Raw genomic sequence first — 19,772 nt, 5'->3', positions numbered from 1 at the left:
ACGGAGCTGCTGTCTCGTCTCCCTTGCGAGCTCCCCGCCGGCGGGAGACGAATGACGGCGAATCCGAACGGAGACCTCTGAATGAACGCACGACGCATCGCCATCGGCGATCAGCACCCGGGCACGTACCGCGCGCTCCTGAGTCTGTCCAGCGAGGCCGAGAAGGGCGCGGCAGCCGCCGGGCTGGACCCGATCCTCGTCGAGCTGATCCGGATCCGGGCATCACAGATAAACGGCTGCGCGTTCTGCCTCCGCGCTCACACTCAAGACGCGATCGCGAAAGGTGCGGACCCGGATCGCATCGCCGTCCTGCCCGCATGGGGCGAGGTCGACTTCTTCTCCGAGATCGAGAGGGCGGCGCTCGGCTTGACGGAAGCGATCACCCTCGTGTCGCACGGTCACGTCGACGATGACGCCTACCGCGCGGCCGCCGCGATCCTGACCCCTCTCCAGCTCTCGGCCGTTGCGTGGCTGGCGACCGCGATGAATGCCCTCAATCGCGTCGCCATCACCAGTCGCTACCGGGTGGGGGAGTGAAGATGGTGCGGCGTCTGACGTCGCGTCACCGGGTTCGCTGGCTCACCGCGCGCAGGTGCTCGGGGCGGACGTCGACGACATGGTCGGCGTACTCTGGGTGTTTCGGCAGCCAGGCCTTCACGTACGGGCAGACCGGGACGATCGTCATTCCGCGCGCGATGATGTCGTCGACGACCGCCGAGACGAGGCGCGACGCGAGCCCCTGGCCGGCATATTCTTCCGAGACGAGCGTGTGGTACAGGACACGCTCCTCGTCGACGTCGACGTAGGCCTCCTCGCCGATGTCTGCCCCGTCGGACTCGCGATCCACGAGCACGTAGCGCCTTTCCGCGTCGCGGTGCTCGATGTCGAAGCGCTCGTCGGTCATGGCGGTTCTCCTCACTCGCGCGGACGCAGCCGCGCGTTCGGCAGGGTGGGGGCGGGAAGGGGAGCCGGCTGGCCGGCGGGAAAGGCACCGAAGAGGGCGTCTTCGTTGTCGCCGACAGGCTCGAAGCCGAGTTCGTTCTGGTACCGACGCCGGAACTCGACGATCTCGTCGTGCGAGCGTCCGACGAAGTTCCACCACATCACGATCTGCTCGCCGAGGGGAACGCCGCCGAGCAGGATGATGCGTGCGGGCGCGTCGCCCGCGTCGATGACGAGGGAATCGGATCCGACCGGCACATAGGCGAGCGCGCGATGCGGGACGCTCGTGCCGTTCACGCGCGTATCGCCGGACTCGGCGAGGACCGCGTGTTCGAAATCCGCTCGGACGTCGAGCACGACCGAGGCACCGGCCTCGAGGCTCAGCTCGGCGCCGAGCAGATCGGGGGTGCGCGTGTCGACGGGGGAGGCGGATCCGGCGAGGTCGCCGATGAACACGCTCGCCGAGACCCCGGGAGCGGGTGAGACCGGGGCGGGAACGTAGTGGCGGAAGGCGTTCTCGCTGAATCTCGTCTCGTCGGGCAGCGCATACCAGAGCTGCACGCCGTGCAGCGTGGTCGTCTCGGCCGTCGAGATCTCCTGATGCGTGATGCCGCGTCCCGCGATCATGAGGTTCAGCTCGCCGGGCACGACCCGGGCAGCGTTGCCGCCGGAGTCGAGGTGGTCGATCTCGCCCGAGAACAGCCACGACACCGTCGCCAGACCGGTGTGCGGATGGCGGGGCACGCGCATGCCGCCGGTCTCAGAGACGTCGTCGGGGCCGTAGTGATCGAGGAAGCACCAGGCGCCGACGAGCGAGCGCTTCCTCTGCGGCAGCGTGCGCGAGACGGGCATCGCGCGCGGTCCTCCGAGCGGCACCGCGCGCGGCAGCAGCACCTCGACATCGCGGCAGGGCTCGCCCGGGTCGAGCGTCTGGACCTGCGGGTCGCGCTCTTCGTTGCTCATCGCGGCGTCCCGATGTCGCTGTCCGATCCGGAGGTCATGACATCATCGTACGGCCGCAGCCCGGTTTCAGGGGCGGGGCACGGGAGGCCCGAGCCAGAGCAGGACCGTGAAGACGATCGCGACCCCCGCCACGGCGAGGATCGCCGCGGTGAGCGGGCGCCGAAGAACCCACGCCTGCACGTGCTCGACGAACCCCGCCGGCTCGTCCCGGCCCGGGGCGAGGCGCCAGTCTCCTGCAAGGAGGCCGCGCCGGTCGACGACGCGCTCGAACGGCAGCGTCGCGAACGGCACGACCGCGAGAACGAGCCCGACGACCCCTGTCGCGGGGCGCCACTTCCGATCGACCCACGTGAACACCGTCACGACACAGTAGGCAAGGAACACGAAGCCGTGGATCCCGCCGGCCGGCCCCACGGCTGCGTCGGTCACACCCGTCCCCCGAAGCACGAGGGCGGTGATGAGCCCGGCCCAGGTGACGAGCTCTGCGAAGGCGACGGTGCGGAAGAGGGTGCGGGGAGTCACGGCAATACGCTATCCGGGGAGATGAGGCGTCGGCTGGGAGCCCTGATCCTCGAGCCCCGCGACTGCTACCGTGAGCGGCATGACGAGGCAGCGGAGCTTCTCAGCGGAGTATGTCGAGGCGGCGCGCACGTGGTTCGAGGAGGTGCTGCAGGCTGCTCGGGACGTGCACGTGATGGGGGAGAGGCGAGCCGCCGAAGGGATCCTCCTCTCGCTCGATCGCTGGTTCATCGACCGGGACGTGGTGAGGCGCGGGCAGAGCCCTCTCACCGAGCTCGGGATGGTCGTCGGCGCGATCCTCGGCGACGGTGCCCTGCCTCGGCCAGACGGGGGTGAGTACGCCCCCGATATGTCGGTGCTCGGAAGCCCGGTCGGCGCGCACATCACCCTCACCTTCGACGACGCCGACCTGCTCGGGCACGCCGTTCTGGACGCGATTTCGGTCAGACGCTGATCCGCGGGCGGATCCGGCCCCCGCGTACGGGAGTGCGCGTAGCCTGGATCGCGATGACGAGCGACTTCTCCAAGCCCGTGTTCCGGCCGTCCGGGACTTTCGACCGCCTGTTCTCCTCCGAGGACCCGGCGGAGGTCTCGCGCGCCGCGCACTCGACCGCGACGACGCTGCTCGCGCGGGTGCGGCGCGAGGAGGATCCCGAGGTCGTCGAGCGGCTCATCTCGTTCACGGCCTCGCACGGGATCGACGACATCGCGCAGCTGTGGTCGCGCTCGCCGGCGAAGTCGCTGCCGGGCGCCCTCTGGCGTCTCTATCTCGTGCAGCTGAGCATCCACGACGATCCGCAGACCGCCTCGCTGCTCTACGAGCGGGGGAGGGGAGAGCTGCGCACGGGCGATCAGGTCGTCGCGGGCGCGCCCGCTCCGGCGACGCCAGCCGAGCTCGTCGCGCTGATCGACACGATCCTTCGCGGCGCGTTCACGGGAGACTTCGCCGTGGCTCTCGACCGCACGGCGGCGTTCTGCCGCGTGCAGGCGTCGGGCGCGACTCACCTCGCCGATGACTACGAGGCCACCGAACCCGAGCGCTCCTCGCAGCTCACCCGGCGCGCCCTGCGCCTGTCGAGCATCGCCGAGGATCTTGCGGTTGCCTCGCGCATGTGGCGCCGCGACGATCTCGGCTGACCGCGTTCCGGAGTGCGAGGACGCCCTTTTCCGCAGGCTTGAGGGCGCGACGGCACTCGATGGCGGGGAGCGGGTTCCGGGCACGGAAAAGCCGGGCCGCAGAAAACGCCTCTCGGCGGAAGGCCGCTCGAAGCGGCAAGTGTTGGAGCCCGGGGTTATGCTGCGGCCCGGCACATCAAGTCTAACGACTCGGATCCGGTACGCATTCCCCGGATCCTCAGATTTCAGCCGAATCGACCGGAGACGTAGTCCTCCGTCGCCTTCTCGGTCGGGGCCGTGAAGATCTTCGTCGTGTCGTCGTACTCGATGAGCTTGCCCGGCTTGCCCGTGCCGGCGATGTTGAAGAACGCCGTCTTGTCGCTCACGCGCGAAGCCTGCTGCATGTTGTGGGTGACGATGACGACCGTGTAGTCGTTCTTGATCTCGGCGATGAGCTCCTCGATCGCGAAGGTCGAGATCGGGTCGAGAGCCGAGCACGGCTCATCCATGAGGATCACATCGGGCGAGACGGCGATCGCGCGCGCGATGCACAGACGCTGCTGCTGACCACCGGAGAGGCCGGATCCCGGCTTCTCGAGACGGTCTTTGACCTCGTTCCAGAGGTTTGCGCCGCGCAGCGACCGCTCGACGAGGTCGTCCTGGTCGCTCTTCGACATGCGCGAGTTGTTGAGCTTGACGCCCGCGAGCACGTTGTCGCGGATCGACATCGTGGGGAACGGGTTGGGGCGCTGGAAGACCATGCCCACCTGGCGCCGGACGAGAACCGGATCGACGTCCGAACCGTAGAGGTTCTTTCCGTCGACAAGGACCTCTCCCTCGACGCGGGCGCCGGGGATGACCTCGTGCATGCGGTTGAGGGTGCGGAGGAAGGTGGACTTGCCGCAGCCGGACGGGCCGATGAAGGCGGTCACCGATCGCGGCTGGATGTCGATGTTGACGCCCTCCACGGCGAGGAAGTCGCCGTAGTAGACGTTGAGGTCGTTGACTTCGATGCTCTTGGACACCTGAGGGATCCTTCTGTTGGGTCTCGGAAGTTCGTATCGGCGGGACGCGTCAGCGACCGGTCATCTTGGGCGCGAAGATCTTCGCGATGAGGCGCGCGAGGATGTTCAGCACCATCACGATCAGGATCAGCGTGAGAGCGCCGGCCCAGGCACGGGCAACCGACGAATCGGGGTCGGCGGCGTTCGGGAACATGAACTGGTTGTACACGTACACGGGAAGCGTCATCATCTGCCCGTTGCTCTGCTCGAACGCGTTCAGCTGCAGGTTGTTCGTGAAGCCGGCTGTGAGCAGGAGCGGTGCCGTCTCGCCGATGACGCGAGCGATCGACAGCATGACCGAGGTCGTGATGCCGGCGATCGACGTCGGGAGGACGACCTTGACGATCGTGAGCCACTTCGGAACACCGAGCGCGTAGGAGGCCTCGCGCAGCTCGTTCGGGACGATGCGGAGCATCTCCTCGGATCCGCGGACGACGACGGGGATCATCAGGACGCACAGGGCGAGGGCACCCATGATTCCCATGCGCACCCCGGGACCGACGAGGAGTGCGAACACCGCATAGATGAACAGACCCGCGACGATCGAGGGGATGCCGGTCATGACGTCGACGAAGAACGTGATCGCCTTCGCGAGCTTCTTGCCCTCGCCGTACTCGACGAGGTAGATCGACGTCATCAGGCCGATTGGGACCGAGATGACGGTCGCGAGCGCCGTGATGATGAGCGTGCCCCAGATGGCGTGGACGGCGCCGCCGCCCTCGCCGACGATGTTGCGCATCGAGTAGGTGAAGAACGTGATGTCGAAGCGCTCGGCGCCCTCGACGACGACGGTCCAGAGGAGTGACGCGAGCGGGAGGCAGGCGAGGACGAACGCCGTCGAGATGAGGCCCGTCATGATGCGGTCCATCGCGTGGCGACGGCTCTCGGCGATGCTCGAGATCACGGCGATCGCGAGCAGGTAGAGGAGCATGCCGACGAACAGGGTTCCGGCGATGTTGAACCGCGCGAGATCGCCGCTCGTGTTCGCGAAGGCGAACACAACGGCCGAGACGAGGAACGCCCCGGCGAGGACGAACCAGGCGGTGCCGCGGGGAAGGTGTCCCGCGGTGATGGCCCTGCTCTGGGCGGCCTGCTGCTCGGAGCTGGCCATGGTCGTGGTTCCGGACATGTCAGTTCGCTCCCGAGAACTCGGCGCGGCGGTTCACGATCCAGCGCGCGACGGCGTTCACCGCGAAGGTGACGATGAAGAGGACGAGGCCCGTGGCGATGAGCGTGTTCACGCCCGTGCCGTGCGCCTCGGGGAAGTCGAGGGCGATGTTCGCCGCGATCGTCAGCGGGTTGCCCGACTGCAGCAGCTGCAGGATGACGATCGGCGACCCCGAGAGCACCATCGTCACGGCCATCGTCTCTCCGAGAGCGCGGCCGAGGCCGAGCATCGCGCCTGAGACCATGCCTCCGCGGGCGAAGGGGAGGACCGACATCGTGATCATCTCCCAGCGGGTGGCGCCCAGCGCGAGAGCCGCCTCCTCGTGGAGCTTCGGCGTCTGCAGGAAGACCTCACGGCAGATGGCCGTCATGATCGGCAGGATCATGACGGCGAGCACGAGGGCGGCGGTGAGGATGGTGCGGCCCGTGGGTGAGATGGGGCCCGAGAAGAGAACGTCGAGAACCGGCACCTGACCGACGGTGGCTCCGAGCCACTCGTAGAAGGGCTGCAGGAACTGAGAGAAGACGAGGGCGCCCCAGAGGCCGTAGACGACGGAGGGAACGGCGGCCAGCAGATCGATGATGTAGCCGAGCAGGGCCGCCAGCTTGCGGGGCGCGTAGTGCGAGATGAATAGGGCGATGCCGATCGCGATAGGCGTCGCGATCACGAGCGCCAGGATCGACGCCCAGAGCGTTCCGAAGAGGAACGGTCCGACGTAGCTCCAGAACGACTGGCCTGCGAGGAGGTGATTCTCCTCCGGATCTGTCGCGATCGCCGGAATCGACTGCACGATGAGGAAAACCGCTGTCGCGGCGAGAACCAGCAGGATGATGATCCCCGCGGCCAGCGCGGTGCCGGAGAAGGCGATGTCTCCCGGTCGCTTCTTCGCGCGGATCGATCCGTCGGAGGAGGGTGGCGGCGAGGCGGGGGCTGTCGCCTGCTCAGAGGTGCTCATGGGCTCCCAGTCTTCCAGGGTGTCGGGGATTCATGCAGGTGCCCCCGGGTGCCGCGTCGAGACGATCCTCGAAGCAGAACTCGCGGGGGCACCGACGCCGTGATCAGCCTAGAGGCTGATCATGGCGACGAGATCACTCGGTGACGATCGCGTCGATCGCGGTCATGACCTGATCGCGCAGGCCGTCCGAGATCGGGGCGCTGCCCGCGGCCTCGGCCGCGACCTCCTGGCCCTCGGCCGACGCCATGTACGTGAAGTACTCCTTCACGAGCGAGGCGACGCCTGCGTCCTCGTACTCGACGCAGCTGATCAGGTACGACACGAGCGCGATCGGGTACGCGCCGCCGGTCGCCGACGCGGGGTCGACGTCGAAGACGAGGTCCTGATCCTCACGGCCGTCCTCGAGCGGGGAGTTCTCGATGAGCGCCGACGCGGCCTCGGCCGAGTACGGAACGAACTCTCCGTCGACGCCCACGGCCACCTGGCCGGCACCGGCGGGGATCTGTGAGGCGTCGAGGTAGCCGATCGTGCCATCACCCGAGTCGATGGCGTTCGCCACACCCTGGGTGCCCTGGCCGCGCTCGGTGCCGTCGATCGGCCAGTTGCCGTCGGGCTCGTACGTCCAGACATCGGGAGCCGTGGCCGACATGTACGTCGTGAACGTCTCGGTCGTACCCGAGTCGTCGGAGCGGTTGACGGGCGTGATCCGGGTGTCGGGGAGCTCGACGCCGTCGTTCGTCGCCGCGATCGCGTCGTCATCCCACGAGGTGATCTCGCCGGCGAAGATGCCCGCGATCGTCTCGGCGTCGAGGTTCAGGGTGTCGATGCCCTCGAGGTTGAAGGCGAGTGCCACGGGCGAGATGTAGAGGGGGACCTCGACGATGCTCTCGGACGTGCAGCCCGCGAAGCCGTCGGCGAACTCGTCGATCTCGTAGGCGCGGTCGGAGCCGATGAAGTTCGACGCGCCCGACGTGAAGTTCTCGCGGCCCGTTCCCGATCCCGTGGGCTCGTAGTTGATGGTGGCCTCGGGGTTGGCCGTCTGGAAACCAGCGACCCAGGCTTCCTGGGCCGCGGTCTGCGACGACGCGCCCGTCGCGCCGATCGTGCCCGAGATGCCCGAGCCCTCGGCCGTGTCGCCGTTGTCGGCGTCTCCGGCGGAGGAGCCGCCTTCGTTCGCGGCGCAGCCGGCGAGAGTGAGTGCGGCGACGGCGCCGAGTGCGGCGACGCCGGAAAGTCGAGTGAGCTTCACTTCAGTATCCGATCCGTTGTGGAGGACAGAGTTGGTGCTGGGTGGGACGCCCAACGCTCAGTGACGCTAGGGGCGCTCTCTGTCCGGATCGCAGACTGAAGGTGAACGGAGAGTGAACGAGTCTTGGAGTTCGCTCACAGGGCGTAGTCGACCACGACCGGGGCGTGGTCGCTCCAGCGCGCGTCGTACGACGGATAGCGATCGACGCGGTACGACTCGACCCGCCCCGCGAGAGCGGGGCTCGCGAGGTGGTAGTCGATGCGCCAGCCCGTGTCGTTGTCGAATGCCTGACCACGATTGGACCACCACGTGTAGGGGCCGGCGACCTCGCCGGAGAAGGTGCGGCCCACGTCGGTCCAGCCGAGGCCCACCCGGCCCGCGCTGAAGGAGCGCGTGTCGCTCAGCTCGCCGACCTTGCCGCGCCCCACGCCCGGTTGCCCGGCCACGGGCTCGCCTGCGGCCCCGAGGAAGCGGTCGAAGTACGCGCGTTCGCGGGGGAGGTATCCGGACCGCGCGACGTTCCCCTTCCAGTTCTTGATGTCGAACTCGCGGTGGCCGACGTTCAGATCTCCGGTGATGAGGGCGAGGCCGCCCGAGAGCTGCGGCATCCGTCGCTCCATCGCGTCGAGGAACGCCCACTTCTGCTCTTGGCGGGGTGTGTCGACCTCGCCCGAGTGCACGTATGCGGAGACGACGGTGATCTCGCTGTCGCCGACACGGAAATCGGCCTCGAGCCAGCGCCCGTCCATGTCGTTGGGGTCGATGCCGAGGGCGTCGGTGCGGTGAGCGATGGCCTCCTCGCGGGAGGCGATGGCGACCCCGGCGCGCCCCTTCTGCGGGGATTCATGCAGGAGGATGTGCCAGCCGGGCAGCACCTGCTCGAGGTGCTCGCGCTGCCCGCGCACCTCCTGGATCGTGAGGATGTCGACGCCGGATGCGTCGATCCAGTCGGCCATTCCCTTGCGCGCGGCGGCGCGGATCCCGTTGACGTTCACGGAGGCGATGCGTGTCATGCACACAAGGGTATCGGCGACCCCTGACACGACAGCGCCGGACCCCGCAGAGGGGATCCGGCGCTGGAATGAGGGATCGGGTCAGCGACCGCCCGTGAGCACGGCCTGCTTCACCTCGGCGATCGCCTTGGTGATCTCGATGCCGCGCGGGCACGCCTCGGTGCAGTTGAAGGTCGTGCGGCAGCGCCACACGCCCTCGGCGTCGTTGAGGATGTCCAGACGCACCTGGGCCTCGTCGTCGCGCGAGTCGAAGATGAAGCGGTGCGCGTTGACGATGGCCGCGGGGCCGAAGTACTGACCGTCGGTCCAGAACACGGGGCACGACGAGGTGCACGCGGCGCAGAGGATGCACTTGGTCGTGTCATCGAAGCGCTCGCGGTCGTCGATCGACTGGTAGCGCTCCTTGCCCTTCTCGGGCTCGCTGCGCGACTGCAGGAACGGCTGCACCTCGCGGAACGCGGCGAAGAACGGTTCCATGTCGACGATGAGGTCCTTCTCGAGGGGAAGACCCTTGATCGCCTCGACGTAGACGGGCTTCGAGATGTCGAGGTCCTTGATGAGCGTCTTGCACGCGAGTCGGTTGCGGCCGTTGATGCGCATCGCATCGGATCCGCAGATGCCGTGCGCGCAGGAGCGGCGGAACGACAGCGAGCCGTCCACGTCCCACTTGATCTTGTGCAGGCCGTCGAGGACGCGATCGGTCGGGTACATCTCGACGTCGTAGTCGACCCACTTGGGCTCGCTGTCGACCTCGGGGTCGTACCGGCGCACCATGAACGTCACGAGGTACGACTGGATCACCTCGTCGGGAGCATCTGCCGTGGCGGTGTCGGCCATCAGTACTTCCTCTCCATAGGCGGGTACCGGAATTCGCCCGCATCATCCTTTGTGAACGTGACGGGTTTCCACTCGAGCGTGATGTGGTCGTCCGGATCGGGCGAGTGCGGGTCGCCCGTCAGATACGCCATCGTGTGCTGCATGTAGTTCTCGTCATCGCGATCCGGGTAGTCCTCGCGCATGTGCCCGCCGCGGCTCTCCTTGCGGTTGCGCGCGGCGTACGCGACGATCTCGGCGAGGTCGAGCAGGAAGCCGAGCTCGATGGCCTCCAGGAGGTCGGTGTTGAACCGCTTGCCCTTGTCGTCGATGCCGACGTTCATGTAGCGCTCGCGCAGCTCGTGGATCGTGCCCATGACGTTCGTCAGGGTCTCCTCGGTGCGGAACACCTGCGCGTTCTTGTCCATCTCGGCCTGGAGCGTGCGCCGCAGATCGGCGATGCGCTCGGTGCCGTTCGAGCTGCGGAGGCGTTCGACCATCTCGCGCACCTCCTTCGCCGGATCCTCGGGCAGGGGCACGAAATCGGCCTGCTGCGCGTACTTCACGGCGTTGATGCCCGAACGCTTGCCGAACACATTGATGTCGAGAAGCGAGTTCGTACCGAGGCGGTTGGAGCCGTGCACCGACACGCAGGCGCACTCGCCGGCCGCGAACAGGCCGGGCACGACCGTCTCGTTGTCGGCCAGCACCTCGCCGTCGGTGTTCGTCGGGATGCCGCCCATCGCGTAGTGCGCGGTCGGCATCACGGGAACCGGCTCGACGACGGGATCCACGCCGAGATAGGTGCGCGCGAACTCGGTGATGTCGGGCAGCTTCGTCTCGAGCACCTCGGCGCCCAGGTGGGTGCAGTCGAGGTAGACGTAGTCCTTGTCTGGTCCGGCGCCGCGGCCCTCGAGGACCTCCTTCACCATCGAACGCGCCACGATGTCGCGGGGTGCGAGGTCCTTGATGGTGGGGGCGTAGCGCTCCATGAAGCGCTCTCCGGAGGCGTTTCGCAGGATTGCTCCCTCGCCGCGCGCGCCCTCGGTGAGGAGGATGCCGAGGCCCGCGAGCCCCGTCGGGTGGAACTGGAAGAACTCGATGTCTTCGAGGGGGAGGCCCTTGCGCCAGACGATGCCGACGCCATCGCCCGTGAGGGTGTGGGCGTTCGACGTGGTCTTGAACATCTTGCCGAAGCCGCCCGAGGCGAAGACGACCGACTTCGCCTGGAACACGTGAAGATCGCCCGTCGCGAGCTCGAGCGCGACGATGCCCGCGATCTGCGTCTTGCCGTCGTCATCCTTCACCGTGATGAGGTCGAGGGCATAGAACTCGTTGAAGAAGTTGATGCCGAGCTTGACGCAGTTCTGGTAGAGCGTCTGCAGGATCATGTGGCCCGTGCGGTCGGCCGCGTAGCAGGCGCGGCGCACGGGGGACTTGCCGTGCTCGCGCGTGTGCCCGCCGAAGCGCCGCTGGTCGATCTTGCCGTCGGGCGTGCGGTTGAAGGGAAGGCCCATGTTCTCGAGGTCGATGACCGCGTCGATGGCTTCCTTCGCGAGGATCTCAGCCGCGTCCTGGTCGACGAGGTAGTCGCCGCCCTTGATCGTGTCGAAGGTGTGCCACTCCGGCGAGTCTTCTTCGACGTTCGCGAGCGCCGCGGCCATGCCGCCCTGCGCCGCGCCCGTGTGCGAGCGGGTGGGGTAGATCTTCGTGACGACGGCGGTCTTCGCGCCGGGCCCCGCCTCGATCGCGGCGCGCATCCCGGCGCCGCCGGCGCCGACGATCACGACGTCGAACTGGTGGTGGTAGACGCCGTCTCTGAGCTCTGCGTCGGGGTATGCGTTCGAAGTCATTCCTCTGTCAATCTCTTCCGTCAGCCTCAGGCGGCCTGGCAGGCGTCCCAGAGCGTGCTGCTCTCGGTGACGCCCAGGCACGCGTCGAACGTGAACACGACGAGCGTGCCGAGCAGGATCATGAGGGCGGCGGCGATGCCGATCACCCAGACGAGCACGGCGCGGGCCGTCTTGTTCAGCACGTAGTCGTTCACGATCGTGCGCATGCCGTTCGCGCCGTGGATGAAGGCGAGCCACAGCATCAGCACGTCCCACCACTGCCAGAACGGGCTCGCCAGCTTTCCGGCGACGAACGCGAAGTCGATCGCACTGATGCCGTCGCCGACCATGAGGTTGACGAAGAGGTGGCCGAAGATCAGCACGATGAGCAGGACGCCCGATGCGCGCATGTACAGCCAGCCCCACTTCTCGAGGTTCGATCCCCGACGGCGCTGCTGCGGGGTGCGCGGCGCGGCGATGGTCTGGGCGCTCATCAGTGGCCACCTCCGATGTGCGAGAGGACGTTCGGGATGTGACGCGCGCTGAAGCCGATCATCGTCACGGCCCAGATGCCGATGACGCCCCAGAACAGCTGGCGCTGGTACTTCGCGCCCTTCGACCAGAAGTCGATGAGGATCACGCGCAGGCCGTTGAACGCGTGATAGGCGATCCCTCCGACGAGCACGACCTCACCGAAGCCCATGATCGGGTGCTTGTAGGTGCCGATGACCGCGTCGTACGCCTCGGGCGACACGCGGATCAGCGCGGTGTCGAGCACGTGGACGAGGAGGAAGAAGAAGATGGCGACGCCGGTGATGCGGTGCAGCACCCACGACCACATGCCCTCGCGGCCGCGGTACAGGGTGCCACGCGGAACCTTCGACGTGGTCTGGGACACATCGGGTGTCAGTCGCGCGGATGCGGACACGATCGTCCTCTCTGATCGATGTTGATGCGCCGACGAGTGCGCGCCCATCGGACGCGCATCGGCCTGCTCGCCAGGATACTCCCCGGGCGCTCGTCGATCGATGTAGGTGAACCTAAGTATCTCGACATCGAGACAAACTCCCGAGACGCGCCGTCGCGTCCGGGGCGGCGGCATCCTCGACGTCGGATACCGTGGACGCCATGTCCGAGCCGATCGACGACTTCTTCGCTGTGATCCCCGCGGGCGGCATCGGCTCGCGATTGTGGCCCCTGTCGCGCGCCGAGTCGCCGAAGTTCCTGCACGATCTCACGGGATCCGGCGCCTCGCTGCTGCGGGCGACATGGGATCGCCTGCTGCCGCTCGCCGGTCGCGAGAACATCGGCGTCGTCACGGGGCGCGCGCACGGCGACAAGGTCGAGGAGTCGCTGCCCGACATCCTCGCGGAGAACGTCTTCATCGAGCAGGATCAGCGCGATTCGGCGGCAGCGATCTGCCTCGCCGCGGCGGTCCTGCGGCGCCGCGATCCCGACGCGATCATCGGATCGTTCGCCGCCGACCACGTGATCGGTCGCCAGCGCGTCTTCGAGTTCACGGTGCGTCAGGCGGTCGCGGCTGCGCGCGAGGGATACATCGCGACGATCGGCATCCAGCCGAGCGAACCCGCAGTGGGCTTCGGATACATCAAGACGGGCGACGAACTCGTCATCGACGACGCCCCGCTCGCGGCCCTCGTCGAGCGTTTCGTCGAGAAGCCCGATCTTCCGACGGCGCGCGCATACTTCGCAGACCGCTCCTATCTCTGGAACGCGGGCATGTTCATCGCGCGCGCCGATGTCCTCCTCGCAGAGCTGGCGGCGAATGAGCCCGAGCTCCACGACGGTCTCATCGAGATCGCCGATGCGTGGGACACCGAGGCGCGCGACGAGGTCCTCGGACGCGTCTGGCCGAACCTGAAGAAGATCGCGATCGACTACGCGGTGGCGGAGCCCGCGGCCGACAAGGGGCTCCTCGCGGTGATCCCCGGCCAGTTCGACTGGGACGACGTGGGCGACTTCGCCAGCCTGTGGAACCTCATCGCACCCGGTCACCACGACGAGGTGACCGTGATCGGCGACAACAACAATGTGCTCGACGACGCCGCCACGGGGCTTGTGGTCTCGCAGACGGATCGCGTCGTCGCGATGATCGGCGTCGAGAACGTGATCGTCGTCGACACGCCGGATGCGCTGCTCGTGACAACCCCCGAGCACGCGCAGCGCGTGAAGAGCGCGGTCAGCTCGCTGCACGATCGCGGCCGCGACAGCGTTCTCTGACGGAGGGCGGATCACCGCCCGCGGCGTCGCCTCTTCTGCTGCGTGCGGATCGTCGCGGTCGGGATCTTGCCCTCCCTGATGTGCGAGAGGATCTCGCTGCGCATCGTCGCGAACGCCGGCAGTGCGCGCGTGGCGATCTGATCGCGCGGAGACGGCAGGTCGACGTCGAGCACCTCTGTCACGACCGCGGGGCGGCTGCCGAGCACGACCACGCGATCGGAGAGATAGACGGCCTCGTCGATGTCGTGCGTGACGACGACGATCGTCATGCTGAACCGATCGCGGATGCGCAGGCACAGGTCCTCGAGCTCGAATCGCGTCTGCGCGTCGACCGAGGCGAAGGGCTCGTCCATGACGAGCACCTCTGGGCGATAGGCGAGCGAGCGGGCGATGGCCACGCGCTGCTGCATCCCGCCGGAGAGCTCCCACGGAAAGCTGTCGACGGCGTGCTCGAGCCCGACGGCCGTGATCGCCTCGTCGACGCGCTCATCGCGTTCGCGCGCGGACAGCCGCAGATGCTTCAGCGGCAGGGCGACGTTCTTGCGCACCGTCAGCCAGGGCATGAGCGAGCGCGTGTACTCCTGGAAGACGAGCGCCATCTCCTCGGGCGGCCCCTGGATGGGGACGCCGTCGATGTACGCGGCGCCGGAGGAGACCGGCTGCAGACCGGTGAGGCACTTCAGCAGCGTCGTCTTGCCGACGCCGGACGGGCCGACGATGCAGACGATCTCGCCCGCGGCCACGTCGAAGGTCAGATCCTCGATGATCCTGGTCGTGCTGGGGCCGGATCCGTAGGACTTGCCGAGCCCGCGAACGCTGAGCCGGGGCTGAACCCCGGCGTCCGAGGCGGGGGTGTTCTGGGAGGTCATCACATGGCCTTTCCGAGCTGCTGCGAACGCACGTACCAGCGGAGCACGCGGTCGCGGATGAGGGTGAAGACGAGATTGGTGGCGTAGCCGACGATGCCGAGCAGGACGATGCCCGCCCACATATCGGCGGTCGCGAACGATTGCTGGGCGAGGAGCGTCATCGCTCCGATCCCGTTCGACGAGCCGAGCATCTCGCTCGCGATCATGACGATGAAGGAGACCTGGAGGCTCACCTGCAGTCCGGAGGCGATGCGGGGGCTGGCGGCGGGCAGCCGCACGTCGAAGAGGCGCTCCCGCGCACCGAGCCGGTAGATCTGCGAGACATCGCGGAGCTGAGGGTCGACCGAGCGCATTCCGTCGATCGTCGAGATCAGCGTCGGGAACAGTGCGGCGATCGCGATCGTCAGGATCCGCGTCTCGTTTCCGAAACCCAGAAGCGAGACGACGATCGGCACGAGCGCGACCGGTGGGATCGCTCGCCAGAAGTCGATGACGGGAGCGAACAGCCAGCGCGCCAGGCGAAAGGTTCCGAGCACGGCGCCGAGTGCGATGCCGCAGGCGCCTCCGATGACGAAACCGGCGAGGAGGTTGCCGAGGCTCGGCAGGACGTCGCTGACGAGATGGTCGAAAAGCCACAGTTCTTGGAAGCGCTGGGCGATGGCCGACAGCGGAGGGAAGAACGGGTCTGCCGATTCCGCAGACGCGAACCACCACAGGGCGATGAGCGCGACGGGCACGGCGATCTCGATGCCGATGAGGGCGGGTTTCGTGATCGTCGGGATCCGACGGATCCGTTGGGTCGTGGATGCTGCGCTCATTACACGGCCTCCTTCCGGAAGGATGGGTGCCAGTGCAGAACGCGGCGCTCCGTCTCTTCGCTCACGGCCTGGAAGAGCAGGCCGAGCACGCCGAGGGCGATGACGTAGGCGAAAAGCTGGGTCTGGGACCCGCTGAGCTGCGCGCGCAGCAGGCTGTTTCCGAGCCCGGGTCCGCCCCCGAGCAGACCTGCGACGACTGCGATGATGAGCGATGCGGGAACGGTGATGCGCACGGCGGTGCCGATGTACGACATCGCGCTCGGCAGCACGATCCGCCAGAGCACCTCGAAGCGTCCCATGCTGAACGAGCGAGCCGTCGCGATCGTGACGGGGTCGACATCGAAGACACCCGATGCCGTCTGCATGATGATCGGAAGCGCGCACCCATAGAACACGAGGAACAGACCCATGTCCGTGGTCGGCCCGAGAACGAGGACGACGAGGGGGAGGAGCACGATCGGCGGGATCGGCTTGAGGAACTCGAGGATCGCCCGCGTCGCGTGCATGGTGAGGGGTGATGTCGCGACGGCGATGCCGATGACGACACCCGTGACCAGAGCGGCCGCGAAGCCGCCCAGCGCGACGAGAACGGTGGATCCCACGTCTGCCCAGAACTCGGGCGTCGGCAGAAGGGAGAACAGTTCGGCGAAGGTCGCCGTCGCGGTCGGCAACGCGGATCCCGCCATCGGCCCGGCTGCGATCAGCTGCCAGGCCAGGATCGCGAACGCGAAGCCTGCCATGCCGGAGACGAGTCTCAGGGGGCGCATGGGAGGGGCTCTGCGGATGCGGCCTCGGCCGTGCGACGGGGGAGGACGAAGTTCATGATGTGCTCCGTGAGGTTTCGGCGGCTCATGCACCGGGGAGGATGACGTCGGTCATGTCGACCGGAGCGTCAAGGAAGTCGAGCTCAACGAGGTTGTCGCCGATGACCTCGACGTCCTGCTGGGTGACTTCGAGCGGCCAGTAGATCTTCCCCGCGTCCTCGACGGCGACGTCGAGCCCTGCGATCTCGACGCCGGCGGCGATCGACTCGTCGAGATGCTCGTTCGCATAGGCGTTGGCCTTGTGGATCGCGGCCTGGAAGCTCGTCACGACCTCGGATTTCTCCTCGGCGATCTGCGAGCTCGTCAGCCAGAAGCTGCTCGCGCCGTCGCCGAAGAACTCCGGTGCCGGCGACGCGATGCGCTCCATACCGGCCTCTTCGGCCTGCAGGGTGAACGGATTCACCGGCACGGCGGCGTCGACCTGGCCCGACGTGAGCGATTCGATCATCGACGTGAAATCGAGGGCCACCCATTCGATCGTCGACAGGTCGACGCCGGCGTTTCGCAGCGCCTGGCTGGCAGTCGCCTCGAGATTGGCCTTGCGGGCGTTCACCGCGATCGTGGCCCCCTCGAGATCGGCCAGCGAGGTGAATCCGGACGACGGGTCGACGTAGACACCGGTGTCGTCGTAGAGGTCCAGCTCGGGTCCCGGGGGCACATCGGCGGGGAATCCGCTGGCTCCCGCGACGATGACGACGGGGATGTCCTGAGCGCGTGCGTTCGCGAAGACGACGCCCGGGGAGAAGGCGATGTCGACCTGGCCGCCCTGCAGCGCGGCGAGGCCCGCCGGTGGTGCGGCGACCTGGGAGATCTCGATCTCGATGCCCTCCTCGGCGAAGAAGCCCTGCTCTGTCGCGATGTCGAGGGTGACATCGGACATGATGCCGACGGCGGCGACCGTGACGGTGGTGGTTCCGTCCTCATCGGCACTGTCTGGGCCGCCTGCGGAACAGGCTGCGAGGGCGAGCGCCGCCAGCGCGGTGGACGTGACGGTGAGTGTGCGTGGGGTGTTCATGGTGATCGTGTCCTTTCGGATCAGTCGGCGAGTTCGGCGACGGCGGCGCCGATCTCGCGCAGAATCGTGGGGTCGTGCTCGGAGCGGCTTCCGGGTATGACGTGCGCCGAGCGCAGAGTCGCTCCGGTGAGGGGGAAGGATCGGTGGACCTCGTACATGTCCCAGTCCACGGGGCTCCCGAAGTCGTAGCCGACGCTGATTCCCGTGAAAGGCGCCATGCCGAGGATCATCGGCACGTTGTCGAGTCGACAGGCGAGCGCGCCATCGCTCACGACCGAGACGTCCCACCGGAGGCCGTCTCGTTCGTCGAACCGCCACGCCACCTCGTGCGCGCCCGGCGGCAGGGGAGAGGAGGACGCGCGGAGCATCGTGCCGTAGGCGTTGTAGGCGATGCGCCACGCGCCCTCTTCGATGCGGAGTGAGTATCCGCCGCCCTGGTCGCCGTGCGCCAGGAGGACGCCAGCAGATTCCGTGGTCGTGTCGATCTGGAAAACGACCCGGAACGATCTGAGCACCGTGAGGCGGGCGGATCGGAACCGCTCGAGCGGAGCGGAGAACGCCGGGATCCGGACGGCGCGCGAGAGCTCGTCGTCGGTCGAGGGGCGCACTCGGTGGAGCGTGCCGTCGTCGTCGAGGGGGAAGACGGTGTTGTGCCACGCGCCCTCGCGCCAGGCGGATGCGAGTGCGTCGGTGAGGTCGGGCCGGGCGTCCGCGAGATCGGCGGATTCCGTCGGGTCGGACCGCAGATCGTAGAGCTCCCATTCGCCTCCGGCTGCCCCCTGCTCGCGGGTGGGCGGCGACGGAGACACGGCCTTCCAGCCATCGCGGTACATTCCGCGGAGCCCGAAGCACTCGTAGAGCTGCTCCTTCCGGGCGGGGGCAGCGCGGTCGGTGAGCATCGCGGCGAAGCTGCGGCCGTCGATGTCCGCGGCGGGCGTACCGGCACGGTGATCCAGCGGAGGCACGCCCGTGAGGTCGAGGACCGTCGGGGCGACGTCGGCGACATACACGTACTGGTCTCGCATCCCGCCATGCGTTTTCTCGCGGGCGGGCCAGGAGACCACAAGGGGAGCGTGGACTCCGCCCTCGTAGACGCTGCCCTTGAACGAGCGGAAGGGCGTGTTCGACGCGCGCGCCCAACCAGCGGGGTAGTGGCTGTAGACACGCGGTCCGCCGATCAGGTCGAGGTCGCGCGGAACGTCGGGAACCCAGTCTTCGGGAAGCGCATGGCCGATGCCAAACTGGGCGAAGTAGCTTCGCGTCCCCGTCGATCGTCCCTCGGCCGTCCCGCCGTTGTCGCTCGCGAGGACGACGATCGTGTTCTCCCGCTCGCCGAGGGAGTCCAGGTGATCCAGCAGGCGGCCGACGCTCTGATCGACCTCGTCCACCGCCGCGGCGTACACCTCCATGTGGCGGGCGAACAGTTCGCGCTCGTCGTCGGTGAGATCGTCCCATGCGGGGATCGGCTCACCGTCGGTCGGAGCGTGCGGCGGGAGGGCGGCGTCGCCCGGCACGATCCCGAGTGCGCGCTGTCGTTCGAAACGCTGTCGCCGGATCTCATCCCATCCGCCGTCGTATGCGCCGCGGTACTTCGCGATGTCGTCGGGCTTCGCCTGGAGCGGACCGTGCACGGCCGTATGCGCGAAATACAGGAAGAACGGCTTGTCGGCATCGTTGACGCGCAGCTCATCGATCATCCGGATCGCACGATCCGTGAGCTCGTCCGTGAGGAAGAAGCCATCGGGGTACTCCCGCAGATCGACGGGTGAGTTGTCTTCGACGAGACGGTGGGGGTGGTGGAGCGCGGTGAAGCCGTCCATGCTCCCGAAGTAGCGGTCGAATCCGCGCTGCAGCGGCCAGGTTGATCTGTCGGCTCCGTCGTGCAGCTTGGACTCGAGAGTCAGATGCCACTTTCCGACCATGAAGGTCGCGTAGCCGCCGGCGCGCAGAGACTCGGCGAGCGTCGGAGCGTCAGAGGGGAGCTCGCAGCTGTATCCGGGGAAGCCGGGATCGACGTGCGCGACCGTCCCGAAACCCGCGCGATGGGGGTTCAGCCCCGTCATGAGCGAGGCGCGTGAGGGTGAGCACACGGGATTCGTGTGGTAATTCGTGAAGGTCCATCCCGCGCCGGCGAGCCGATCAATGTGCGGCGTGTCGATCTCGCCGCCGAACGGGCCCAGATCGCTGAAGCCGAGGTCGTCGACGAGCACGACGATCACGTTCGGGGCACCGGGTGACGCTCGGCGGGGCTGCGGCCACGCCGGATCGGAGTCCGACGTGAACTCGCCTGCCGTTCCTGGGAAGTCTGCGTAGCCTCGTGCGCCCGCCGCGGGAATCACCATGTCGACTCCTTCGTCGATCGTGAGCCGGG

21 protein-coding genes are annotated in these 19,772 nt (G+C 67.7%); 4 read left to right on the top strand and 17 right to left on the bottom strand.

Translation table 11 applies throughout. The features are described from left to right. Nucleotides 1–81: 81 nt before the first annotated feature. The gene (locus C0012_RS02195; RefSeq protein WP_110588402.1) at nt 82–537 is read left to right on the top strand and encodes a carboxymuconolactone decarboxylase family protein; all 456 of its coding nucleotides are present in this window, start codon (nt 82–84) and stop codon (nt 535–537) included. 25 nt (nt 538–562) lie between these two features. Here the strand turns inward: C0012_RS02195 and C0012_RS02190 are convergent, their stop codons facing one another. The 3 genes from C0012_RS02190 to C0012_RS02180 all read right to left on the bottom strand — a co-directional run bounded on the left by C0012_RS02190 (nt 563) and on the right by C0012_RS02180 (nt 2,427). Next, complete coding sequence (locus tag C0012_RS02190; RefSeq protein WP_110588403.1) at nt 563–904, bottom strand: GNAT family N-acetyltransferase; 342 nt, start codon at nt 902–904, stop codon at nt 563–565. 11 nt (nt 905–915) lie between these two features. After that, complete coding sequence (locus C0012_RS02185; RefSeq protein ID WP_110588404.1) at nt 916–1,905, bottom strand: pirin family protein; 990 nt, start codon at nt 1,903–1,905, stop codon at nt 916–918. Nucleotides 1,906–1,971: 66 nt separating this feature from the next. Then, complete coding sequence (locus C0012_RS02180; protein ID WP_110588405.1) at nt 1,972–2,427, bottom strand: DUF3817 domain-containing protein; 456 nt, start codon at nt 2,425–2,427, stop codon at nt 1,972–1,974. Between the two features lie 79 nt (nt 2,428–2,506). Here C0012_RS02180 and C0012_RS02175 point away from each other — a divergent pair, with 79 nt between their 5' ends. Together C0012_RS02175 and C0012_RS02170 are read left to right on the top strand one after the other, a co-directional pair. Further along, nucleotides 2,507–2,878: a hypothetical protein gene (locus C0012_RS02175; RefSeq protein WP_110588406.1), complete on the top strand. Its 372-nt coding sequence runs from the start codon at nt 2,507–2,509 to the stop codon at nt 2,876–2,878. A 53-nt stretch (nt 2,879–2,931) separates the two neighbouring features. Further along, complete coding sequence (locus C0012_RS02170; RefSeq protein WP_110588407.1) at nt 2,932–3,561, top strand: DNA-directed RNA polymerase subunit beta; 630 nt, start codon at nt 2,932–2,934, stop codon at nt 3,559–3,561. Between the two features lie 224 nt (nt 3,562–3,785). Here C0012_RS02170 and pstB read toward each other — a convergent pair whose 3' ends face one another. The 9 genes from pstB to sdhC all read right to left on the bottom strand — a co-directional run bounded on the left by pstB (nt 3,786) and on the right by sdhC (nt 12,562). After that, nucleotides 3,786–4,565 carry a phosphate ABC transporter ATP-binding protein PstB gene (pstB, locus tag C0012_RS02165; RefSeq protein WP_110588408.1) on the bottom strand — a complete coding sequence of 260 codons (780 nt, stop codon included), beginning with the start codon at nt 4,563–4,565 and terminating at the stop codon, nt 3,786–3,788. Nucleotides 4,566–4,614: 49 nt separating this feature from the next. Then, nucleotides 4,615–5,733, bottom strand: coding sequence for a phosphate ABC transporter permease PstA (pstA, locus tag C0012_RS02160; protein WP_198411040.1), 1,119 nt, complete (start codon nt 5,731–5,733; stop codon nt 4,615–4,617). A 1-nt stretch (nt 5,734) separates the two neighbouring features. Continuing rightward, nucleotides 5,735–6,727 carry a phosphate ABC transporter permease subunit PstC gene (gene pstC / locus C0012_RS02155; RefSeq protein WP_110588409.1) on the bottom strand — a complete coding sequence of 331 codons (993 nt, stop codon included), beginning with the start codon at nt 6,725–6,727 and terminating at the stop codon, nt 5,735–5,737. Between the two features lie 133 nt (nt 6,728–6,860). Then, nucleotides 6,861–7,976, bottom strand: coding sequence for a phosphate ABC transporter substrate-binding protein PstS (locus tag C0012_RS02150; protein WP_110588410.1), 1,116 nt, complete (start codon nt 7,974–7,976; stop codon nt 6,861–6,863). A 134-nt stretch (nt 7,977–8,110) separates the two neighbouring features. Next, a complete protein-coding gene (locus C0012_RS02145) occupies nt 8,111–8,989 on the bottom strand; it encodes an exodeoxyribonuclease III (RefSeq protein ID WP_110588411.1) in 879 nt (292 codons plus the stop codon). Between the two features lie 81 nt (nt 8,990–9,070). After that, nucleotides 9,071–9,826 (bottom strand): succinate dehydrogenase iron-sulfur subunit, encoded by a 756-nt coding sequence (locus C0012_RS02140; protein ID WP_110588412.1) that lies wholly within the window; start codon nt 9,824–9,826, stop codon nt 9,071–9,073. Next, complete coding sequence (gene sdhA / locus C0012_RS02135) at nt 9,826–11,655, bottom strand: succinate dehydrogenase flavoprotein subunit (protein WP_110588413.1); 1,830 nt, start codon at nt 11,653–11,655, stop codon at nt 9,826–9,828. Before sdhA ends, C0012_RS02140 begins: the two co-directional genes overlap by 1 nt. Nucleotides 11,656–11,681: 26 nt before the next feature. Beyond that, a complete protein-coding gene (locus tag C0012_RS02130; protein WP_110588414.1) occupies nt 11,682–12,128 on the bottom strand; it encodes a succinate dehydrogenase hydrophobic membrane anchor subunit in 447 nt (148 codons plus the stop codon). Beyond that, nucleotides 12,128–12,562, bottom strand: coding sequence for a succinate dehydrogenase, cytochrome b556 subunit (sdhC, locus tag C0012_RS02125; RefSeq protein ID WP_232527743.1), 435 nt, complete (start codon nt 12,560–12,562; stop codon nt 12,128–12,130). Before sdhC ends, C0012_RS02130 begins: the two co-directional genes overlap by 1 nt. A 200-nt stretch (nt 12,563–12,762) precedes the next feature. On the opposite strand from sdhC, the gene C0012_RS02120 reads away from it, so the two are divergent. After that, on the top strand, nt 12,763–13,875 hold the full coding sequence (locus tag C0012_RS02120) for a mannose-1-phosphate guanylyltransferase (protein WP_110588416.1): 1,113 nt from the start codon (nt 12,763–12,765) through the stop codon (nt 13,873–13,875). An 11-nt stretch (nt 13,876–13,886) separates the two neighbouring features. Here the strand turns inward: C0012_RS02120 and C0012_RS02115 are convergent, their stop codons facing one another. The 5 genes from C0012_RS02115 to C0012_RS02095 form a co-directional block, all read right to left on the bottom strand. Next, nucleotides 13,887–14,744 (bottom strand): ABC transporter ATP-binding protein, encoded by an 858-nt coding sequence (locus tag C0012_RS02115; RefSeq protein ID WP_110588417.1) that lies wholly within the window; start codon nt 14,742–14,744, stop codon nt 13,887–13,889. Beyond that, nucleotides 14,744–15,562, bottom strand: coding sequence for an ABC transporter permease (locus C0012_RS02110; protein ID WP_110588418.1), 819 nt, complete (start codon nt 15,560–15,562; stop codon nt 14,744–14,746). The genes C0012_RS02115 and C0012_RS02110 overlap by 1 nt, the downstream gene beginning before the upstream one ends. After that, a complete protein-coding gene (locus C0012_RS02105) occupies nt 15,562–16,302 on the bottom strand; it encodes an ABC transporter permease (RefSeq protein ID WP_232527742.1) in 741 nt (246 codons plus the stop codon). Before C0012_RS02105 ends, C0012_RS02110 begins: the two co-directional genes overlap by 1 nt. 109 nt (nt 16,303–16,411) lie before the next feature. Beyond that, a complete protein-coding gene (locus C0012_RS02100; protein ID WP_110588420.1) occupies nt 16,412–17,401 on the bottom strand; it encodes an ABC transporter substrate-binding protein in 990 nt (329 codons plus the stop codon). Nucleotides 17,402–17,421: 20 nt separating this feature from the next. Further along, nucleotides 17,422–19,743 carry an arylsulfatase gene (locus C0012_RS02095; RefSeq protein WP_110588421.1) on the bottom strand — a complete coding sequence of 774 codons (2,322 nt, stop codon included), beginning with the start codon at nt 19,741–19,743 and terminating at the stop codon, nt 17,422–17,424. Between the last annotated feature and the right edge of the window lie 29 nt (nt 19,744–19,772).

The sequence above is a fragment of the Microbacterium suaedae genome (assembly GCF_003254645.1).
In the GTDB taxonomy this organism is placed as follows: domain Bacteria; phylum Actinomycetota; class Actinomycetes; order Actinomycetales; family Microbacteriaceae; genus Microbacterium; species Microbacterium suaedae.
This window is presented reverse-complemented; position numbering and strand designations above follow the sequence as displayed.

Excerpts from the sequence above, each read along its gene's own strand:
- C0012_RS02195 (WP_110588402.1), top strand. The coding sequence starts at position 82 with ATGAACGCACGACGCATCGCCATCGGCGATCAGCACCCGGGCACGTAC.
- C0012_RS02190 (WP_110588403.1), bottom strand. The coding sequence starts at position 904 with ATGACCGACGAGCGCTTCGACATCGAGCACCGCGACGCGGAAAGGCGC.
- C0012_RS02185 (WP_110588404.1), bottom strand. The coding sequence starts at position 1,905 with ATGAGCAACGAAGAGCGCGACCCGCAGGTCCAGACGCTCGACCCGGGC.
- C0012_RS02175 (WP_110588406.1), top strand. The coding sequence starts at position 2,507 with ATGACGAGGCAGCGGAGCTTCTCAGCGGAGTATGTCGAGGCGGCGCGC.
- C0012_RS02170 (WP_110588407.1), top strand. The coding sequence starts at position 2,932 with ATGACGAGCGACTTCTCCAAGCCCGTGTTCCGGCCGTCCGGGACTTTC.
- pstA (WP_198411040.1), bottom strand. The coding sequence starts at position 5,733 with ATGTCCGGAACCACGACCATGGCCAGCTCCGAGCAGCAGGCCGCCCAG.
- pstC (WP_110588409.1), bottom strand. The coding sequence starts at position 6,727 with ATGAGCACCTCTGAGCAGGCGACAGCCCCCGCCTCGCCGCCACCCTCC.
- C0012_RS02145 (WP_110588411.1), bottom strand. The coding sequence starts at position 8,989 with ATGACACGCATCGCCTCCGTGAACGTCAACGGGATCCGCGCCGCCGCG.
- C0012_RS02140 (WP_110588412.1), bottom strand. The coding sequence starts at position 9,826 with ATGGCCGACACCGCCACGGCAGATGCTCCCGACGAGGTGATCCAGTCG.
- sdhA (WP_110588413.1), bottom strand. The coding sequence starts at position 11,655 with ATGACTTCGAACGCATACCCCGACGCAGAGCTCAGAGACGGCGTCTAC.
- C0012_RS02130 (WP_110588414.1), bottom strand. The coding sequence starts at position 12,128 with ATGAGCGCCCAGACCATCGCCGCGCCGCGCACCCCGCAGCAGCGCCGT.
- C0012_RS02120 (WP_110588416.1), top strand. The coding sequence starts at position 12,763 with ATGTCCGAGCCGATCGACGACTTCTTCGCTGTGATCCCCGCGGGCGGC.
- C0012_RS02115 (WP_110588417.1), bottom strand. The coding sequence starts at position 14,744 with ATGACCTCCCAGAACACCCCCGCCTCGGACGCCGGGGTTCAGCCCCGG.
- C0012_RS02110 (WP_110588418.1), bottom strand. The coding sequence starts at position 15,562 with ATGAGCGCAGCATCCACGACCCAACGGATCCGTCGGATCCCGACGATC.
- C0012_RS02105 (WP_232527742.1), bottom strand. The coding sequence starts at position 16,302 with ATGGCAGGCTTCGCGTTCGCGATCCTGGCCTGGCAGCTGATCGCAGCC.
- C0012_RS02100 (WP_110588420.1), bottom strand. The coding sequence starts at position 17,401 with ATGAACACCCCACGCACACTCACCGTCACGTCCACCGCGCTGGCGGCG.
- C0012_RS02095 (WP_110588421.1), bottom strand. The coding sequence starts at position 19,743 with ATGGTGATTCCCGCGGCGGGCGCACGAGGCTACGCAGACTTCCCAGGA.